The organism is Bradyrhizobium centrolobii, assembly GCF_001641635.1.
Taxonomy (GTDB): Bacteria; Pseudomonadota; Alphaproteobacteria; order Rhizobiales; family Xanthobacteraceae; genus Bradyrhizobium; species Bradyrhizobium centrolobii.
This window is the reverse complement of record NZ_LUUB01000030.1, coordinates 59,637-77,762: the sequence shown is the minus strand read 5'-3', so window position 1 is coordinate 77,762 and position 18,126 is coordinate 59,637. Positions and strand designations below refer to the sequence as shown.

The 18,126-nt window shown below is 65.9% G+C and carries 17 protein-coding genes; 12 read left to right on the top strand and 5 right to left on the bottom strand.

Translation table 11 applies throughout. From position 1 onward, the window contains the following. Positions 1 to 79: 79 nt before the first annotated feature. The 6 genes from AYJ54_RS06260 to AYJ54_RS06235 all read left to right on the top strand — a co-directional run bounded on the left by AYJ54_RS06260 (position 80) and on the right by AYJ54_RS06235 (position 6,727). Positions 80 to 1,267 carry a sensor histidine kinase gene (locus tag AYJ54_RS06260; protein ID WP_245328911.1) on the top strand — a complete coding sequence of 396 codons (1,188 nt, stop codon included), beginning with the start codon at positions 80 to 82 and terminating at the stop codon, positions 1,265 to 1,267. After that, a complete protein-coding gene (locus tag AYJ54_RS06255; protein WP_063697435.1) occupies positions 1,252 to 2,610 on the top strand; it encodes a sigma-54-dependent transcriptional regulator in 1,359 nt (452 codons plus the stop codon). Before AYJ54_RS06260 ends, AYJ54_RS06255 begins: the two co-directional genes overlap by 16 nt. 110 nt (positions 2,611 to 2,720) lie before the next feature. Continuing rightward, positions 2,721 to 3,449: a hypothetical protein gene (locus tag AYJ54_RS06250; RefSeq protein WP_136623478.1), complete on the top strand. Its 729-nt coding sequence runs from the start codon at positions 2,721 to 2,723 to the stop codon at positions 3,447 to 3,449. A 36-nt stretch (positions 3,450 to 3,485) separates the two neighbouring features. Beyond that, entirely contained in the window at positions 3,486 to 4,118 is a 633-nt protein-coding gene (locus AYJ54_RS06245) for a hypothetical protein (protein WP_063697433.1), read from the top strand. Positions 4,119 to 4,169: 51 nt separating this feature from the next. Next, the gene (locus AYJ54_RS06240; RefSeq protein WP_063697431.1) at positions 4,170 to 5,447 is read left to right on the top strand and encodes an MFS transporter; all 1,278 of its coding nucleotides are present in this window, start codon (positions 4,170 to 4,172) and stop codon (positions 5,445 to 5,447) included. Positions 5,448 to 5,467: 20 nt separating this feature from the next. Further along, the gene (locus tag AYJ54_RS06235) at positions 5,468 to 6,727 is read left to right on the top strand and encodes an arsenic transporter (RefSeq protein WP_245328910.1); all 1,260 of its coding nucleotides are present in this window, start codon (positions 5,468 to 5,470) and stop codon (positions 6,725 to 6,727) included. A gap of 6 nt (positions 6,728 to 6,733) precedes the next feature. Here the strand turns inward: AYJ54_RS06235 and AYJ54_RS06230 are convergent, their stop codons facing one another. Both AYJ54_RS06230 and AYJ54_RS06225 read right to left on the bottom strand, forming a co-directional pair. Continuing rightward, positions 6,734 to 8,098, bottom strand: coding sequence for an MFS transporter (locus AYJ54_RS06230; protein ID WP_063697428.1), 1,365 nt, complete (start codon positions 8,096 to 8,098; stop codon positions 6,734 to 6,736). 25 nt (positions 8,099 to 8,123) lie between these two features. Next, complete coding sequence (locus AYJ54_RS06225) at positions 8,124 to 8,891, bottom strand: GntR family transcriptional regulator (RefSeq protein WP_063697426.1); 768 nt, start codon at positions 8,889 to 8,891, stop codon at positions 8,124 to 8,126. A 184-nt stretch (positions 8,892 to 9,075) separates the two neighbouring features. Here AYJ54_RS06225 and AYJ54_RS06220 point away from each other — a divergent pair, with 184 nt between their 5' ends. Genes AYJ54_RS06220 through AYJ54_RS06210 form a run of 3 tightly spaced genes read left to right on the top strand, consistent with a single transcriptional unit; the run spans position 9,076 to position 12,115 of the window. Further along, complete coding sequence (locus AYJ54_RS06220; RefSeq protein WP_063697424.1) at positions 9,076 to 10,275, top strand: mandelate racemase/muconate lactonizing enzyme family protein; 1,200 nt, start codon at positions 9,076 to 9,078, stop codon at positions 10,273 to 10,275. Positions 10,276 to 10,287: 12 nt separating this feature from the next. Beyond that, on the top strand, positions 10,288 to 11,055 hold the full coding sequence (locus tag AYJ54_RS06215) for a glucose 1-dehydrogenase (protein WP_063697422.1): 768 nt from the start codon (positions 10,288 to 10,290) through the stop codon (positions 11,053 to 11,055). A gap of 28 nt (positions 11,056 to 11,083) precedes the next feature. Then, positions 11,084 to 12,115, top strand: coding sequence for an L-idonate 5-dehydrogenase (locus tag AYJ54_RS06210; protein ID WP_063697420.1), 1,032 nt, complete (start codon positions 11,084 to 11,086; stop codon positions 12,113 to 12,115). Positions 12,116 to 12,127: 12 nt separating this feature from the next. Here the strand turns inward: AYJ54_RS06210 and AYJ54_RS06205 are convergent, their stop codons facing one another. Next, complete coding sequence (locus AYJ54_RS06205) at positions 12,128 to 13,021, bottom strand: DUF3280 domain-containing protein (RefSeq protein ID WP_063697419.1); 894 nt, start codon at positions 13,019 to 13,021, stop codon at positions 12,128 to 12,130. Positions 13,022 to 13,201: 180 nt separating this feature from the next. Between AYJ54_RS06205 and AYJ54_RS06200 the strand changes: the two genes are divergently transcribed. Both AYJ54_RS06200 and AYJ54_RS06195 read left to right on the top strand, forming a co-directional pair. Beyond that, positions 13,202 to 14,602 carry a sensor histidine kinase gene (locus AYJ54_RS06200; RefSeq protein ID WP_063697417.1) on the top strand — a complete coding sequence of 467 codons (1,401 nt, stop codon included), beginning with the start codon at positions 13,202 to 13,204 and terminating at the stop codon, positions 14,600 to 14,602. Next, positions 14,599 to 15,261 carry a response regulator gene (locus tag AYJ54_RS06195; RefSeq protein WP_063697415.1) on the top strand — a complete coding sequence of 221 codons (663 nt, stop codon included), beginning with the start codon at positions 14,599 to 14,601 and terminating at the stop codon, positions 15,259 to 15,261. The genes AYJ54_RS06200 and AYJ54_RS06195 overlap by 4 nt, the downstream gene beginning before the upstream one ends. Positions 15,262 to 15,273: 12 nt before the next feature. On the opposite strand, the gene AYJ54_RS06190 is transcribed toward AYJ54_RS06195, so the two are convergent. After that, positions 15,274 to 16,116, bottom strand: coding sequence for a hypothetical protein (locus AYJ54_RS06190; protein WP_063697580.1), 843 nt, complete (start codon positions 16,114 to 16,116; stop codon positions 15,274 to 15,276). A gap of 128 nt (positions 16,117 to 16,244) precedes the next feature. Next, positions 16,245 to 17,120, bottom strand: coding sequence for an arylamine N-acetyltransferase family protein (locus AYJ54_RS06185; RefSeq protein WP_136623475.1), 876 nt, complete (start codon positions 17,118 to 17,120; stop codon positions 16,245 to 16,247). 125 nt (positions 17,121 to 17,245) lie between these two features. Between AYJ54_RS06185 and AYJ54_RS06180 the strand changes: the two genes are divergently transcribed. Further along, positions 17,246 to 18,124, top strand: a complete 879-nt coding sequence (locus AYJ54_RS06180) for an IclR family transcriptional regulator (RefSeq protein ID WP_063697411.1) — start codon at positions 17,246 to 17,248, stop codon at positions 18,122 to 18,124. Positions 18,125 to 18,126 lie beyond the last annotated feature (2 nt).

Genomic DNA, 18,126 nt, shown 5'->3' with positions numbered 1-18,126 from the left:
GGCCGGCGGCCCGATCGACGATCGACTCAAAGGCGAACTGACCGGTGTGACCCAGGCGGCTCTGGCCGGCGCGGCCGGTGTGGAGGGCGGCATCTGGCAAGCAGACGCCGGCTCGCTTGCCTATGCATTCCCGACCTACGAAGGGACCGGACCCAAGACCGACTTGCCGGCAGCCGAGCAGAACACCATTCGCGCGGTCAACGCCGAGGCGTTGCGGGCCGCGCACCCTGCGTCGATCCAGCAAGCCGGCCGCTCCCAGGTCCTCATCGTGCATGCTTGCCCGCTACGTGGCCCGTTGCAAGGCGTCACCGGCTGGACGATGACGCGGGTCTTCACCGCGCAGGGACCCGCGTACACCCAGTTGCTGGCTGGCCTCATGGTTCTGGCGCTGACGATCTTCGGATCGGCCGTCTGGCTCGCGCGCGTGCTCTACATATGGTCCCGCAAGATCGCGCTGATCGAGCGCGCCCTTGATGACCGGCGGGACGGTCTGGTCGACCTGCCGAAGCTTGCGCATACCGGCGCGCCCGAGCTCGATCGGCTGGTGGATGCCTTGAATGCGACCGGCGAGCGTCTCTCGCTCGAGCGCCGGCGCGCCGCCGCCGCGGAGCGGCTCGCCGCGCTCGGCCGACTGTCGGCCGGCCTCGCGCATGAGATTCGCAATCCGATCGCTGCCATGCGCCTGAAGGCCGAGAACGCGCTCGCGGTCGCCGACGGCTCGCGCAGCAACGCAGCTCTGAGCACCATCCTGCAACAGGTTGACCGGCTCGATGTCCTGTTGCGGGATTTGCTGGATATGACGCAGGCGCACGAGCCGAAGCTCACGGACGTCGATCTCGCATCCTTCATCCAGCGGACCGCGGACGCCCATCGCGAGCTCGCGGCAGCCAAGCACCTGATCGTGACGGCGGGAACCGAGGGCCCATGCCGGGAGTTGCCACGGTTCGACCCCTTCCAGATGCAGCGCGCGTTGGACAATCTGATCCTCAACGCCATCCAGAACTGCCCGCCCGGCGGCTCCGTGGCGGTCGACGCCCACCGCCGGGATAGCAGCCTCGTTCTGCGGGTTGCCGACACCGGCACCGGCATTTCCGACGAGCTGTGCGAACGCCTGTTCGAGCCGTTCGTCACCGGCCGCGCAGACGGTACGGGGCTCGGCCTTGCCATCGTGCGCGAAATCGCGCGAAATCATGGCGGCGAAGCACGGCTCGTACCGACCCCGCGCGGCGCGACGTTCGAGATCGAGGTGCCATGGCGATCATTCTGATTGTCGATGACGATGCGGGGTTGCGCGACGGTCTCGCCGAAGCGCTGACCGATCTCGGCCATATCCCACGTCTGGCGGCCTCCGGCCGCGAGGGCCTCGCCGCGCTCAACGACGATATCGACGCCGTGCTGCTCGACCTGCGTATGCCCGGCGGCATGGACGGCATCGAGGTGCTGCGCCGAATCCGGTCGGAGCGCAATGCGCCGCCGGTCGTGGTGCTGACGGCGTTTGCGAGCGCCGCGAACACGATCGAGGCCATGAGGCTCGGCGCCTTCGATCATCTCAGCAAGCCGATCGGGCGCGAGGAATTGAAGGCCCTGCTGAATCGCCTGCCCGGACGGGCGCATTCGATCGTGGAACCGGCACACGAGGCCGGCGACAGCCTGATCGGATCGAGCGAAGGGATGCGCGGTGTCCAGAAAGCGATTGGGCTTGCTGCCGACAGCGATGCGATCGTGTTGATCCATGGTGAAACCGGCACCGGCAAGGAGCTGGTGGCTCGCGCGCTCCACATCTACGGCAAGCGCAAGGATGGTCCGTTCGTCGCGGTCAATTGCGCGGCCATTCCCGAAGACCTGCTCGAGAGCGAATTGTTCGGCCATGTGAAAGGCTCCTTCACGGGCGCGACCGCAGACAGGACCGGCGCGTTCCGCGACGCCGCCAACGGCACCCTGTTCCTCGACGAGATCGGCGACATGCCGCTTGCCATGCAGGCAAAAATCCTGCGCGCCCTGCAGGAGCAGGTCGTTACCCCTGTCGGCGGCAAGCCGGCGCGCACCACCGCGCGCGTCATCGCCGCAACCCACCGCGATCTTGCGAAACTTGTCGCGGCGAACGAATTTCGCGAGGATCTCTACTACCGGCTCAACGTGGTGCCCATTGCGATTCCGCCGCTGCGGGAGCGCGCAGCGGATATCGTGCCACTGGCCGAGCACTTCCTCGCCCGCATCGGCGCCCCAAGCGGACGGCACAAGCGGCTCGACGCCGCGGCGATTGAGAAGTTGCAGCGGCATGGCTGGCCCGGCAACGTCCGCGAGCTTCGCAATGTAGTCGAGCGCGCCTACATCCTGACCCGCTCCGACGTGATCGGGCCCGGCGACATCGATACCAGCCGCGCCGCCGTGCAGTCGGCGGATTCCCTTCTCGATGCGGACCTTCCGGGTGCCGTCGCGCAGCTCGAGAAGACGATGATCCTGCGCGCGCTGGATGCGTGCGACGGCAACCGGACGGAAGCTGCGCGGCGGCTCGGCATCAATCGCCAGCTTCTCTACACCAAGATGCAGCGCTACGGGCTTGCGGCGTCAGAAAACCCGACAGACGGTGTCTGCAAAGACGACGGCTGACCTCGGCGTCATTGCAACAACTCCTTTGAAATCAACGATCTCGCGACTGGCACATCGCTTGCTCCAATCACGGCGAGCGACAACGTCGCGAAATTGAAAGGAGTTGTTCCATGAAGATGACAGGCATGCGCGCGCTGTTCTGTGCGCTGCTCTCCACAACCGCAATCGGCGGCGGTGCCGCCCATTCGCAGACGATGGGTCCGATGTGGGATCCGTCGCAACTTCCGGAGTCACGCGGAATCGTCAAGCAATACACGCTTACACCGCGTGGCGACATCGACGGCATCATCCTGACCGATGGCACCGAGGTGAAGCTGCCGCCGCATCTGACGGCACAGACGGTGTTCTCGATCCGCCCGGGCGATCAGGTCTCGGTCCGCGGCTTGCGGGCCCGCGCGGTGGCCCTGGTCGATGCCGCATCGATCACCAATGTCGCGACGGGCCGGAGCGTCGTCGACAGCGGTCCGCCCGACCGACGCGACCGCGGTCAGGACCAGGTGATCAGCGGCAGGATCGCCGCGCCGCTGCACGGCAAGCGCGGCGAAGTCAACGGCGCGCTGCTGGACGACGGCACCGTGCTGCGCCTGCCCCCGCCAGAGGCGGAACGTTTGCAGGACTGGCTGCGGCAGGGTCAACCCGTCTCGGTGCGCGGCGCTATCCTCGACACGCCACTCGGCAGAGTTGTCGACGTGCAGGCGATCGGAAGCTCACCGGAGCAGATGAGCGAGCTCGCCGGCCCACGCCCGCCACGTGGTCCCGCAGACGGTCCCGACCGGCGCGGCCCGCCGCCGCCTCCCCCCGGTTTTGGTCCTCCGCCTCCTCCGCCGCCGCGCAGCTAAATGCCCCCATTCAACCAATCGAGAAAGGAAACCAACATGCACTGGATTGATCCCAACAGCCTGCCCGAATTTGCCGGCAAATTCGAATGCTTCGTCCTCAATCCACATGGCGAAGTCGATGGCTTCGTCATGACCGGAGACACGAGTGTGAGCATTCTGGTTCACACGCCACCGCACATGGACGACGAATTGACGCGTCATATCGCGCCAGGCGACTCGATCCGCGTGCGCGGCGTACGTCCGCGCGGAGCCGAGCTTCTGGCTGCGGTCGCGGTCACCACGGCGAGCGGGCAAAAGATCGTCGACGAAGGACCGGGCCATGATCGCAAACATCCCAAAGTGAAGCACCAGCCGATGGATGCGGAAGGCACGGTACGGATGTCTCTGTTCGGCCCGAAGGGCGAGCTGCGCGGCGCACTGCTTTCCGAAGGTGTCGTTCTTCGAATCGGGCCCAAGGAAGCCGAGAGCGTCGCACCTCTGCTCGCGCCGGGTGCAAAGGTCGCCGCGCGCGGCGACGGAGCGGAGACGCAGCACGGCCGGGTGATCCATGTGCTGGAGATCGGACCCGACCTCCACGCGCTGAAGCCCGTCAGGAAGCCGAAGCCCAAGAATCCCAAGGAAGACCCCAAGCACAAGCCCAAGCCTGACGCCGAGGTCCGTGCGGCCTAGGCAGGCGCGCACGGCGAGGACGAAACGCACCGCATTGGACTGGAGGCCATCGTGTCCACACGTGCAGACTACAGACGCGCCAGCCGCGCGCTGGATGCGGCCAATTTCTTCCTCGCCGACGTCCGCGATGGCCTTGGCCCCTATCTCGCAATCTATCTCCTCACGGATCAGCAATGGGACGAGGCCCGCATCGGCGTCGTGATGTCGGTCGCCGCGCTCGCCGGCATCGTCGCACAGACGCCGGCGGGCGCGCTGATCGACGCAACCAGGGCCAAGCGGCTGATCATGGCCCTCTGCGCCATTCTCATCACCACCGCCTCCCTGTTGCTGCCGCTGTTTCCGAGCTTCTGGCCAGTCGCGATCTCGCAAGGGATTGCCCACACCGCCGGGGTTGTCTTTCCGCCGGCGCTCGCCGCCATTTCGCTCGGCATCGTCGGCCACCGCGCCTTGACCGCCCGGATCGGCCGCAATGAGACTTTTAATCACGCAGGCAATGCAGTTGCCGCTTCGGTTGCCGGTCTCGGCGCCTACGCCTTCGGTCCGAATGTGGTGTTCTACCTGCTCTCCTTCATGTCGCTGGCAAGCCTTGCCAGCATCCTCTTCATTCCGGAAAGCGCCATCGACCACGATCGCGCCCGCGGCCTGCATGAAGCAGAGGCTTGTGGACGACACGACCAACCCTCGGGATTGAGCATCCTGTTGACCTGCCGCCCCCTGCTCGTCTTCGCGATCTGCGTCGTGCTGTTTCACCTCTCCAACGCGGCGATGCTGCCGCTGGTCGGCCAGAAGCTCGCCCTACAGGACAAGAACATGGGCACCAGCCTGATGTCGGCCTGCATCGTGGCCGCGCAAATCGTCATGGTGCCGTTCGCGATGCTGGTCGGCGCCACGGCCGACCGCTGGGGCCACAAGCGCTTCTTCCTCGCCGCGCTCTTGATCCTGCCCATTCGCGGCGCGCTCTATACGCTCTCCGACAATCCGTTCTGGCTGGTCGGCGTCCAACTTCTCGACGGCGTCGGGGCCGGCATTTTTGGTGCGATCTTTCCCGTCATCGTCGCCGACCTCATGCGCAACACCGGCCGCTTCAACGTCGCGCAAGGCGCGATCATCACGGCGCAAAGCTTAGGTGCGGCCCTGTCGACCACGCTGGCCGGGCTGGTCGTGGTCGGCGCGGGCTATAGCACAGCGTTTCTCACGCTAGGTGCAATCGCCGCGCTCGGCGCCGTCGTCTGCGTCTTCACCCTTCCCGAGACGCGCCAAATCGCCCATACAACGCCACCACCACGGGGCACGACAGCGCTACCCGCTTCGGCCATCGCTGCCGAATAACCATCGAACGAGGACCGACATTGCCACTCGCGCTGCATGACAATCTTTGGGCCTGGAGCATCATCGTGCCCGCGACCGCAGGCGTCATCATCCGCCCCTTTCGCCTGCCGGAGGCGATCTGGGCGCTGGCGGGCGCTGCGGCCTTGGTGCTATTCGGCTTCCTGTCGTGGGACGACGCGCTCACCGGCATCGAGAAAGGCGTCGACGTCTACCTCTTCCTGATCGGCATGATGCTGATCGCCGAGTTGGCGCGGCTCGAAGGCCTGTTCGACTATCTCGCCGCGCTTGCGGTGGAATTTGCCCGAGGCTCGCCGCAGCGGCTGTTCCTGCTGATCTATCTCGTCGGTACCGTCGTGACCGTGCTGCTCTCCAACGACGCCACCGCGATCGTGCTGACGCCCGCCGTCTATGCCGCGACGCGCGCAGCCGGAGCCAAGCCGCGGCCTTATCTCTTCGTCTGCGCCTTCATCGCCAATGCCGCGAGCTTCGTGCTGCCGATCTCGAACCCCGCCAACCTCGTGGTGTTCGGCTCCCGCATGCCGCATCTCACCGAATGGCTGCGCCTGTTCGCGCTGCCCTCGCTCGCCTCGATCGTGCTGACCTACATCGTACTGCGCCTCACCCAGCACCGCGCGCTGAAGGAGGAGACTATCGCGCACCGCGTGCCGCACCGAAAGCTCAGCCGCGGTGGCAAGCTGACGGCTGTCGGCATCGCCGCGATCGGCGCCGTTCTGCTGACGGCCTCCGCGCTCGACAAGCAACTGGGCCTGCCGACCTTCGTCTGCGGCGTCGTGACGACCGGCCTCGTTCTCTTGCTCAGCCGCCAGTCGCCCCTGCCGGTGCTTAAGCACGTGTCATGGAGCGTGCTGCCGCTGGTCGGCGGCCTCTTTGTCATGGTGGAAGCGCTAGTGAAGACCGGCGCGATTGGACATCTCTCCGCGCTCCTGCACGAGGCCGTCGCGCAATCGGTGCCCAAGGCCGCCTGGAGCGTCGGCATCGCAACCGCGATCGCCACCAATATCGCCAACAACCTGCCAGCCGGCCTCGTCGCGGGATCGATCGTCGCCAGCGATCATCTGCCCAACTCCGTGGTCAGCGCCATCCTGATCGGCGTCGACCTCGGGCCGAACTTTTCGATCACCGGCTCGCTGGCCACCATCCTGTGGCTGGTGGCGCTGCGGCGGGAAAAGATCGAGGTCGGCGCCTGGCCATTCCTCAAGCTAGGCCTGCTCGTGACGCCGCCGGCCCTGATCGCGGCGTTGGCCGCCGCGATCAGGTGAGCACCATCAGTCGTTCTCGTAGCCGTAGACCTCCGGCAGGATGAAGATTGCGGCGAGCAATCCGATCAGCGGGAAGATCGCGACGAAGAGCGTGGCATTGGCCTGCCCGATCGCTGCGAACAGCGACGGGAACAGGAAGATCGCCAGGAACGACGGCAGCTTCACGAACATATAGGCGAAACCGCTCGCCGTGCCGCGATATTTCGGCTTCGCGACCATGGTCGGGATCGTCATGCAGTTCGAGGCGTCCCAGTAATGGCCCCACAGCATGGCGGCCGCCGCGAACGGCAGCAGGATCTTGTTGTCTGTGTAGAGCGCGAAGGCCGCGACCAGGAGCGAGGCCAGCACGATGCCGAAACCGGCGATCGCGATGCCGCGATGGCCGATCTTCGGCGTCAGCAGCGGGCCGACCCAGCCCGACAACGCAGCGAAGCAGAACAGCCCCATCGTCACCAGGTTATTGCCGAGCACGCTCGACACGCCGACCATGACAAACAGCACCGGCAGATAGAAGGCGAAGGTCGAGAATTCGCTGCCTTGGGCAAAGCAGGCGATCCAGCCATAGATCGTGGCGCGCCAGCGGATCGGATCCTTCTTGAGATCGGCGAGGAACGCGCGGGTGCTGACCTTCGGCACCTCCACGTCGTGGTCCGGCAGCATGTCGAGATTGTCGTTGAACATCTCGCGCGCGACCTGCTTGGCTTCGCGGTAGCGTCCCTTCTGCACCAGCCACACGGCCGTCTCGGGCACGTCGTGGCGCATGATCAGGATGATCAGGGCCGGCACCGCGCCGAGACCGAGCGTCACGCGCCACAGCATCTCGTGCTGCATGTCGATCAGGAGGAACAGCACGATGACGCCGATGGTGAGGACCTCGCCGACGGCGAACATGAACTGCCAGCGGTTGCCCATGACCTCGCGTTCACCCTTGGCCATGGATTCCATGATGTAGGTGTAGCCGGTCGAGATATCGGACCCCAGGGGAACGCCGAGCAGGAAGCGGATCACGACGAGCCAGCCAACGCTGGGCACGAAGGCCTGTGCCAGCGCCAGCACGATGAACATCACCATCGTGATCAGGAACATCACGCGGCGGCCGATCTTGTCGGACAGCCAGCCGCCGAGCAGCGCACCGATCAGGGCGCCGCCCTGTGTGCCGGCCGCGGCGAGGCCGAGCATCAGCGGGTCGGGATTGTACTGCTCGCGGATGAAGATCAGCACGAAGGCGATCGAATAGAGATCCCAGGCCTCCACCAGGATCGAGGCCATCATCAGCCAGCCGACCTTGTTACCTTTGGGACTGTAGTTCGTAATGAGGTAGCGGACCGCGGACTCGCTTGCGGTCGGTTGTCGCATGGCCATCGTTGACATGTGGTTTGGTCCTCCTAAAGACTCTTTACGCGCCGAGTAGCGGCTCGATGCTGCAATCGAGCAGACGCGGGTCGATGCCCGCCTCCATTCCCGTGAACATCAAGTCCATGTAGTCGATCAGTGCATCGCTCGCCTTCACCGCGTCATCGACGCGGCGGCCCGCGACCGCGTTGAGAATGGCGAGATGGTGATCGATCGTGCCGGACAGGTCGGCCTGCCCCGGCATGAAGCGGTGGTGGATGAAGCCGATGCGGCGATAGAGCGTGTGCAGCGGCCGCAGCGTGTGGGCGAGGAACGGCTCGCCAGCCGCCTCCAGCACCAGCGCGTCGATGCGGCGGTCGAGGCTGTTGAATTCGTCGAGTGTCAGGCTCGCGTGCCGTTCGCGCAACAGCCGCTCGATGTGCAGCGCCTGATTGCGGTGCGAGAGGCTGGCACGATCGGCCGCGAGGCGGATCACGAAGCGCTCCATGTCGCGGCGCAGGCCCAGCAGCATGCGCTCGCGCGCGAGATCAATCGGCGCGATGTGCAAACCGTGGCGCGGGAGGATGATGATCAGCGTGTCGGCGGAGAGACGATTGACGGCGTGATGCACCGGCGTACGGCCGAAGCCGGTGATCTGCTGCAATTCCAGCATCGTCATGAACTGGCCGGGCTTGAGCTCGCAATGAACGAGCAGCTCCTCGATCCTCTGATAGGCAAGCTCGAAGAAGTTGAGCCGGTTGCGGCGGCTGGGCTTGCCCTCGCCGACGTCCTCCGTTCTCACCACCTCGAGCGCGCGCTTGCGCCGTGCCATCTCGTCCTCCCGTCAGCCCCATTGTCGTCCTTGCAGGGCGGCGACTTATTTGTGACAGCCTTAAAACATGTTGTGATATATTACAAGCGGGCGTATCACTGCCCGCCGAGAGCCGCCGCTTTAGCCGGCTCGGAAATGAACAACAAGGCGGGCGCGATGCGCCTGTGACGGGAGGACTGTTGCCGTGAAGATCACGTCGATCGAAACCTTGCGCACCGAGGAATTCTCCAACGTCATCTGGGTGCGCATCCACACCGATGCCGGCGTGATCGGTCTCGGCGAGACCTTCTATGGCGCAGGCGCGGTCGAAGCGCAGATCCACGACACGTTCGCGGGCCGCCTGCTCGGCCGCAATCCCCTGCACATCGAGGCGATCCACCGCGACATGCTCAACCTGCCGATGGCGCAGTCCTCGACCGGCGTCGAATACCGCGCGGCCTCCGCGATCGACATCGCGCTGTGGGACCTGTTCGGCAAGGTCTGCGGCCAGCCGGTGCACCAGATGCTCGGCGGCCTCTGCCGCGACAAGCAGCGCATCTACAACACCTGCGCCGGCACCAAGTATGTCCGCTCGACCAACATCAGCCCGGTCGCGAACTGGAATCTCGGCGCCTCCGAAGGACCTTACGAGGATCTCGACGCCTTCATGACCCGCGCCGATGCGCTGGCAGAAAGCCTGCTCGAAAGCGGCATCTCGGCGATGAAGATCTGGCCGTTCGATCCGGCGGCGCAGGAGAACAAGGGCCTGTTCATCACCGCGGCCCAGATGAAGCAGGCGATCGAGCCGTTCGAGAAGATCCGCAAAGCCGTCGGCGACAGGATGGAAATCATGGTCGAGCTCCACTCGCTGTGGAACCTGCCGACCGCAAAGCAGATCGCGCGCGCGCTCGAGCCCTACAAGCCGACCTGGTACGAAGACCCGATCCGGATGAACTCGCCGCAGGCGCTGGCCGAATATGCGCGCTCAACCGACGTCTGGGTCTGCGCCAGCGAGACGCTGGGTTCGCGCTTCCCCTACAAGGACATGCTCGACCGCGATGCCATGCACGTGGTGATGGCGGACCTGTGCTGGACTGGCGGCCTTACCGAGGGCCGCAAGATCGCGGCGATGGCCGAGACCTATCACCGGCCTTTTGCTCCTCATGATTGCATTGGCCCGGTCGGGTTCATCGCCGCCATCCACATGTCGTTCAGCCAGCCCAACACGTTGATCCAGGAGTCGGTGCGCGCCTTCTACAAGGGCTGGTACAATGAGCTCGTCACCACCGTGCCGGTGATCAAGGACGGCTATGTCTTCCCGATGGAAGGACCCGGCCTTGGTGTCGAGCTCCTGCCCGCGGTGTTCGACCGCAGCGATCTCACCGTGCGCCGCTCCAACGTCTGAGGATATTTTGAGATGAGCACTGCCCTGTTCGACCTCTCCGGCCGCACCGCGCTCGTGACCGGCTCCTCCCGCGGGCTCGGTCGCGCCATCGCCGAGGGCATGGCCAAGGCGGGCGCCAAGCTGATCATCAACGGCGTCGACCCCAAGCGCGTCGAGCAGGCCGTTGCCGAATTTCGCGCCGCCGGCCATCAGGCCGAGGGTGCCGCCTTCAATGTGACCGACGAGCCAGCGATCGTCGCCGCCTTCGAAAATTTCGACAAGAACGGCCTCGCGGTCGACATCGTCGTCAATAACGCCGGCATCCAGCACCGCAAGCCGCTGGTCGAATTCACCACCGACGAGTGGCGCAAGGTGATCGAGACCAACCTCACCAGCGCCTTCGTCATCGGCCGCGAAGCGGCCAAGCGCATGATCCCGCGCAAGCACGGCAAAATCATCAACATCGGCTCGCTCGGCAGCGAGCTGGCGCGTCCCACGATCGCGCCCTACACCGCAGCCAAGGGCGGGATCAAGAACCTGACCCGTTCAATGGCGGTGGAATGGGCGCAGCACGGCATCCAGGCCAATGCGATCGGCCCCGGTTATATGCTCACCGACATGAACGAGGCGCTGGTCAACAATGCCGACTTCAACAACTGGCTGATGGGCCGCATCCCCTCGAAGCGCTGGGGCAAGCCGGACGAGCTGGTCGGCGCGGCGATCTTCCTCGCCTCCGACGCATCGACTTACGTCAACGGCCAGATCATCTATGTCGATGGCGGCATGATCGCCGCGATGTGATCGCGAGCCTGAATAAAGGAGTGAGCCCATGCGCGCAGTCGTCATTCACGCGCCGAAGGACCTGCGGATCGACAGCTATCCCGATGCGGCGCCCGGTCCGGCCGAGGTCCGCGTCAAGATCGCGAACGGCGGGATCTGCGGCTCCGACCTGCACTACTACAACCACGGCGGTTTCGGCACCGTGCGCATCCAGCAACCGATGGCGCTGGGGCATGAGATCGCCGGCGTCGTCGCGGCGGTCGGTGACCGCGTCACTCATGTCAAGCCGGGCACGCGCGTGGCGGTCAATCCGAGCAAGCCGTGCGGCCAGTGCCTGCATTGCCAGGAAGGCATGCGCAACCAGTGCCTCGACATGCGCTTCCTCGGCAGCGCGATGCGCTTTCCTCATGTGCAAGGCGGCTTTCGCGAATTCCTGACCGTCGATGCCACGCAGGCCGTACCGATCGCGGACAAGCTGTCGCTGGCCGAAGCCGCGGTGGCCGAGCCGCTCGCGGTGTGCCTGCATGCCGGCAAGCAGGCCGGCCCCCTCCTCGGCAAGCGCGTGCTGATCACCGGCTGCGGCCCGATCGGCGCGCTGATGATCCTTGTGTCGCGCTTCGGCGGCGCCGCCGAGATCGTGGTGACGGATGTGGTCGAGGCGCCACTTGCGGTCGCCAAAAAGCTCGGCGCCAGTCATGCCATCAATGTTGCGACCAACGCTGCCGCGCTCGATCCCTGGCGCGCCGGCAAGGGTGTATTCGACACGCTGTTTGAAGCCTCCGGCAACCAGGCTGCGCTGCGCACCGCGCTCGACCTGCTGCGGCCGGGCGCCAGCCTCGTGCAGCTCGGCCTCGGCGGCGAGATGACGCTGCCGATCAACAGCATCGTCGCCAAGGAATTGCAGCTCCGCGGCACCTTCCGCTTCGATCCCGAGTTCGAGCTCGCGGTGCGGCTGATGGGCGAAGGCCTGATCGACCTCAAGCCGCTGATCACGGCCACCATGCCGTTCGAGAACGCGGTCGCGGCGTTCGAACTCGCCAGCGACCGCGCGCAGTCGATGAAGGTGCAGCTGACGTTCTGAGGCGCGCCGGCCTCAGGGCTGCGCCGCGCCCTCGATGAGGCGATCGCTGACCAGCCGGACCGCGCCCCGCTTCCAGGAGTAGTCGGCGCCCATGCGGAGCCCGCTGTCGCCGCGCGACACCACGGCGCCGGTCCGGGCGTCTCGCACCTGAAAACCTATCGTATATTCGGTGCGGCTGACCCGCCGCACCACGCCGCTCAGTGATTGATCCGCGCCGAGCTTTCCGGCGATGGCGGCGTCGCAACCATTACAGTCGCGCAAGGCTCGGGCACTCACGGCGTCCGCGCGCGCGCCGCTAACATCAACAATGCGGTAACGGCCGGATTGCCCGAGCGCATCGCGCACGGCCGTCGTCACCTCCGTCAGATAGGAGCTATCCGCAGCCGTGAGGCCGGATGCGGGTGCAGCCGTGTTGTCGTCGAGCTCGAACTCGAACACCGCGAGGGCAATCGGCGCAGGTGTAGCGAGCGCCGCCAGGATCTCGCGGACAACGAAGAGCTCGGCGCGCGCCCACGCCTCGTCATTGTCGCCGCGGAAGGTGTAGAGCCTATCCATCACGACCTTGCGGGCAGCGACGTCGATCACTGCGACCTTCGCCCATTGCACCAGCGTGCTCGTCTTCTGGATGCCGCCAATGACCTTGAACGCCGCCCCGTCCTGCGCGCTCGGCACAAGCCGATAGCGCTCGCCGGCGGCGATGTCCCGCTGCAGCGCGGCCATGAACGCGGCCAGCCGCTTCTCGTGGACGGCGGTCTGGTTGGCCGGCTCGCCCGACGTGTCGGTATAGCTGAAGTCGTCGACGGCAACGCCGACGGGCTGCGCTGCGCTCTCGGCACCGGCCGGCGCAGCAGCGCCAGCGAGAACGAGCAGAAGAAGTGAAACGAAGACAGGCAGGGATCGACGCATGAGCGGCCTCGCGGGGTGAATGGGCCCTGACGCTAGGTCGGGGGCCCCGCGGCCCACAGCCATCCACGTCCCGGCAAGGGCCGGGAAAATTTCACGACGTTGCGCCGGACCATCAGCGGCGCTTTCCGACGGTTCCGTTCTGCCGTTAAATGCCGGCAGACCAAGTCCAGGGTGCCGCCGATGTGGAACCGCTTCAAGCCCGACCTCAAACTTCGCCTGACGCTCCGCGTGGCGGCGATCTCCGCTCTCTGTTTCACCGCCATCGCGGCCTACTTCCTCGTCGAGGCCGACCGTTCCGTGCATGCCAGGATCGATGCGATCGCCGCTCTCGCCGCGAGAACGCTGGAGCTTCAGCACAACAAGATCCAGTGGGTGAACAACCCGCGCTCCGAATTTCCGGATCTGGACAGTGTTGCCGCCTCCGTCATGACGCCCGGCCTCTGTCTCGCCTTCCGCAGCGGCAACGGCGACGTCGTCCAACGCTTCTGCGGCGGCGCGCCCAATGCGGACGGTGAACCACCGCGGGTCTTCGCCGCGTTCTATCGCAGCCTGTTCGATCCGGGCCGCGAAGCCGTCCGGCCGGTCGAGTCGCGCGGCGCGAAGGTCGGCGAAGCCGTCGTCTGGATCGATCCGGCCGTGCTCACGGCGCAAGCCTGGCACGAGGCGGGCCGCCTGATGGCCGCGCTTGCGATCGCGCTGCCGCTGCTCTGTGCCCTCGTCTATGCGGCGCTGGCCCGCGCGCTGCGACCGACGCAGGTTGTTCGCGCCGGCCTCGAACGGATCGCCGCCAATGACCTGACGGCACGGCTGCCGCCGTTCGATCTGGCGGAGCTGTCAGCCATCCGCGAGGTGTTCAACCATCTGGCCGAGACTCTCGCCACGACACTTGCCGAGCGCAGCGAGCTGACCCGCAAGCTGATCGCCCTCCAGGATGATGAGCGCCGTCATCTCGCGCGTGAACTGCACGACGAGTTCGGCCAATCGCTCGCCGCCATCCGCGCCCTCGCCGCATCCGCGCGCCACACCGCCGCGCAGGACTGCCCCGCTCTGCTTGCCGAATGCGACGGCATCGCACGCACGGCGACCGACATGATGGAAACGTTGCGCGGCGCGCTGTTCAGATTGCGTCCGCCCGATGTCGATGAGCTCGGCCTCGTCGCCAGCCTCGAAGGTCTAGTCGCCGGCTGGAACGGGCGCAGCCGCGGTCGGCCACGGTTCGATGTCCGCTTCGACGGCGCGTTCGAGAATCTGCCCGCCGCCGTCGGCGCCGGGCTCTACCGCATCGTGCAGGAGGCGCTCACCAACGCGGCCAAGCATGCCGGCGCCACACGCGTCACCCTGGAGCTCGCCGCACGCAAGGTTGCGGGGAACGAAGATCGTGTCATCGAGCTTTGCATCGCCGATGACGGCCGGCTGGGCGATGCCGCCGTCAAGTCCGGCATGGGCCTGCTCGGAATGCGCGAGCGCGTCGCCGCGCTCGGTGGCCGGCTGAGTTTCGAGACCGGCCCCGATCGCGGCGCGACGCTGCGGGTGGTGATCCCCGCCCTCGCCGATCCCATCGTCATGGAGCGCGCCGCATGAACGAGACCGGCTGCGCCATCATGCTGGTCGACGATCATGCCGTCGTTCGCGAGGGCTATCGTTCGGTGCTGCAGAAGCAGCCTGGCTTCCGCGTCGTGGCCGAGGCCTCCGAGGGGGCCGAGGCCTACCGCCTGTTCAAAATGGCCAAACCCGATCTCGTGATCATGGATCTCAGCATGCCCGGCATCGGCGGCATCGAGGCGATCAGGCGGATCAGGCAGTGGGACAAGGGCGCGCGCATCCTCGTCTTCACCATGCACCAGAATGCGGGCTTTGCCGTGCAGGCGATCCGCGCCGGCGCCAGGGGCTACGTCACCAAGACCAGCCCGCCCGAGACGCTGGTGCGCGCCGTGACCGACGTTCTCGCCGGCAAGATCGCGATCAGCCCTGACATCGACCATGAGCTAGCACTGAGCCGGCTCGCCGGCGAAAGCTCCGCCGCCGACGTGCTCACCGCGCGCGAGTTCGAGGTGCTGCGGCTGCTGCTCGCCGAACGGAGCACCGAGGAGATCGCCGAAACGCTCCACGTCAGTCCGAAGACGGTCGCGAACCTGCACTCCCTGATCAAGGACAAGCTCGGCGTCGGCTCGGACATCGAGCTGGTCCGGCTCGCGCTGCGCCAGGGGTTGCTGACGCAGGCCGATCTGGGCGAGGCCTGACGCGCGCGGGCTTCAGGCCAGATAGCGCGTGAGATAGCCTTCCATTGCGTACAGCGCGCAGAGCGCGAGGCTCGACCACACCGCGGCGCTGAAATACAGCGCCATCCAGGCGAGTTCGCCCTTCCAGTGCGCGATGTCGTGGGTCACCACCCAGCGCGTGCTGACGTCATGCAGGCCTTCGAGGAAGCCGAGGAACTTGTTGCCCTCGGCGTACCCTGCCCGCCAGCGGCTGAGATACATCGGCACGTCGACGGTGACGAGGAACGCGAGGAAGCAGGCGATGCCGACGATGCCGGCAATCAGCGCCCAGCGCACCGGCCCCTGGAATTCGGGCATCAAGCGGCACAGCGCAATTCCCGCGAGGAAGAAGGTCACCGCCCACAGCGAGTTCTCGATCGCGTTGAAGAGATAGTTGGTGGTCAGCACCGCATACCAGGAGAAGCACTCCGCAATGATGATCACGGGCACGATCACGAGGGCGATGTTCACCGCGGTCTGTGCGCCCGCCATACCGCCGAGCTGGTGCAGGATGATGGCCCATTGCGCGGCAAAGCAGACCTCGGCCACGGTTGCGACCGAGCGGCCGACGAAGACGCTCGACAGCCAGGTGTCGAACAGGCAGATGCGCTGCACGTCGGCGCGCGGCAGCACCGAGCGGAAGGCGCAGCCGAACACATAGCCGGCGCACAGCAGGAACATCAGCCCGATGTCGGAGCCGCCACCCACGCTTGCCGCGGGCGTCGGGTAGAACTCGCGGTACAGCATGAACCAGACGAGGATGTTGGCGGTGCTGACCAGCGTCAGGGACCCCCACCACCACGCGAGGGGATTTGACCGCGCCTGCCACTGCAACATGAACCGCTCCGCCGTTATCGATATGACATCCAACGGTAGCAATTCTGTCACATTCTGACGGCTGGTCGCGACAAAAATCTGCGTGACGGCGCCCTTTTCGGCGCTCATTGCCGGGCATTTTTTGCGAATCAGGCGAAGAACGGATGCGGTCCGCCCGGGCTGGCGCGCGCTGTCATATTCTCGAACGCGGTCCGCAGCTCATCATCCGCGAAGACCAGTTCGAACTCCCTGGCGAAGACCTCCCCGAACTCCTCCCGAGTCGTCAGCATGCGCCGCTCCGTGTCGCCGGAGGCGTGCCTGATGCTGAAGCGGCCGTTGAACAGCGTCAGCCTGGTGCGGTTCGGACCTGGCCGCGCCGCGATCATGTTCTTGAGATACGGGCTCTCCGGATGCGTTGCGGCGAACCAGTTGCAGATCTCATATTCGGCATCCACCCGAGGCAGCATGACGACGCGATAGATGTGCGCCCAGTTTGTGCCAAGCTTCGATTGGAGCACGAGCTCGTCGCCCATGTGGATGAAGCGCATGGTCTCATGCGGCGTCTCCTGCTCCTCCTCGGCGACCAGCCTCAGCGCCGTCGTCGGCGCCAGATTGCCGAAGCCGACATCAGCGAGATAGGCGCCCTCGGGCAAGTCCACCCGCAACACCATGTGCAGCATCGGCCGCGGCGCGTCGATCGCGAGCCCGCGAACCACGCGCGCTTGGAGGCTGGTGACGTCGAAGCCGACAGAACGCAGGCCCGCGCGGAACAGCATGTTCTGCTCGAAGCAGTAGCCGCCGCGCTTGTGGCCGATCATCTTGGCTTGCAGCGGACCAAGCGCGAGCGACGGCGGCCGGTCCAGCAGCACGTCGATGCTCTCATAGGCAATGGCGGTCGCATGTGCGGTGACCGGCGCCTTGAGGGTCGCAAGATCGGGCGTGGTCGAGCCGGCATAGCCGATGCGGTCGAGCCATTGCCGTTGGTCAAAATCGCCGGTCATTGCCTGCCCCGCGCGTTCGATCACGATTGATCCTAGCGCGGAACCCTGCCCGACCGAGAGCGGTTAGCCTTGCGTCCATATATTGGACAGATATTCGACAATATTCGAATTTATTAGACAATCTTGTTTCGCAGGTCCATTAATCCGGTATGGCTGGAACTGTCAGGCCCAAACCAACGTCCTCTTCCGCCGCCGCGGTGCTGGCGGAGAGCGGTGACGACGCCGCGTTCGCCACGACTCTCGCAAAGGGCCTCGTGGTGCTCGAGGCTTTCAAGGCCGGAGCGCCCCTGCTCGGCAACATGGAGCTGTCGACGCTGACGGGTATTCCCCGGCCGACCGTGGCGCGCCTGACCCACACGCTCGCCGAGCTCGGCTATCTCCGCTACGACGCCGAGCGCGCGAAATACCGCGTCGGCGCGCGCGCTTTGCGGATGGCGCACCCGCTGCTCGCCGACATGCAATTCCGCCAGGTCGCGCGTCCCATGATGCAGGAGCTGGCGCAAAGCGTCCGCGGCACCGTCTCGATCGGTCTGCTCGACGGCACCTCCATGATCTATGTCGAGACCGCGCGCGCCGGCGATGTCGGACCGCACGTGCCCGACATCGGCATGCCCATTCCCGTGGTGATGACCGCGATGGGACGCGCCGCGGCGGCAACCTTGCCGCCGGCGGACGCCGCACTCCTGGAAGAGCGTATGAGGAGCGAGGACGCCGAGCTGTGGTCGGCCTTCCGCGAGACCTACCACGCGGGACTGACGCAATGCGCAAACCGCGGCTTCTGCACCTGCTGGGGCGAGTACATCGCCTCGATCCACGCCGTCGCTGCGCCGCTGTTTCACGCGCGCGAGCTGAAGCAGTCCTTCTCCATCAATTGCGGCATCCCCGCGTTCCGGCTCCAGCCGGGCCAGCTGGAGGGCGAGATCGGTCCGCGGATCGCAGCCCTCGCCGACAGCATCCGTGCCATCGTCAACGCGGCGGAGCCCGCGATCGAACGACGCAAGCAAAACAAGAAGAGGGCCAGGCCATGAAC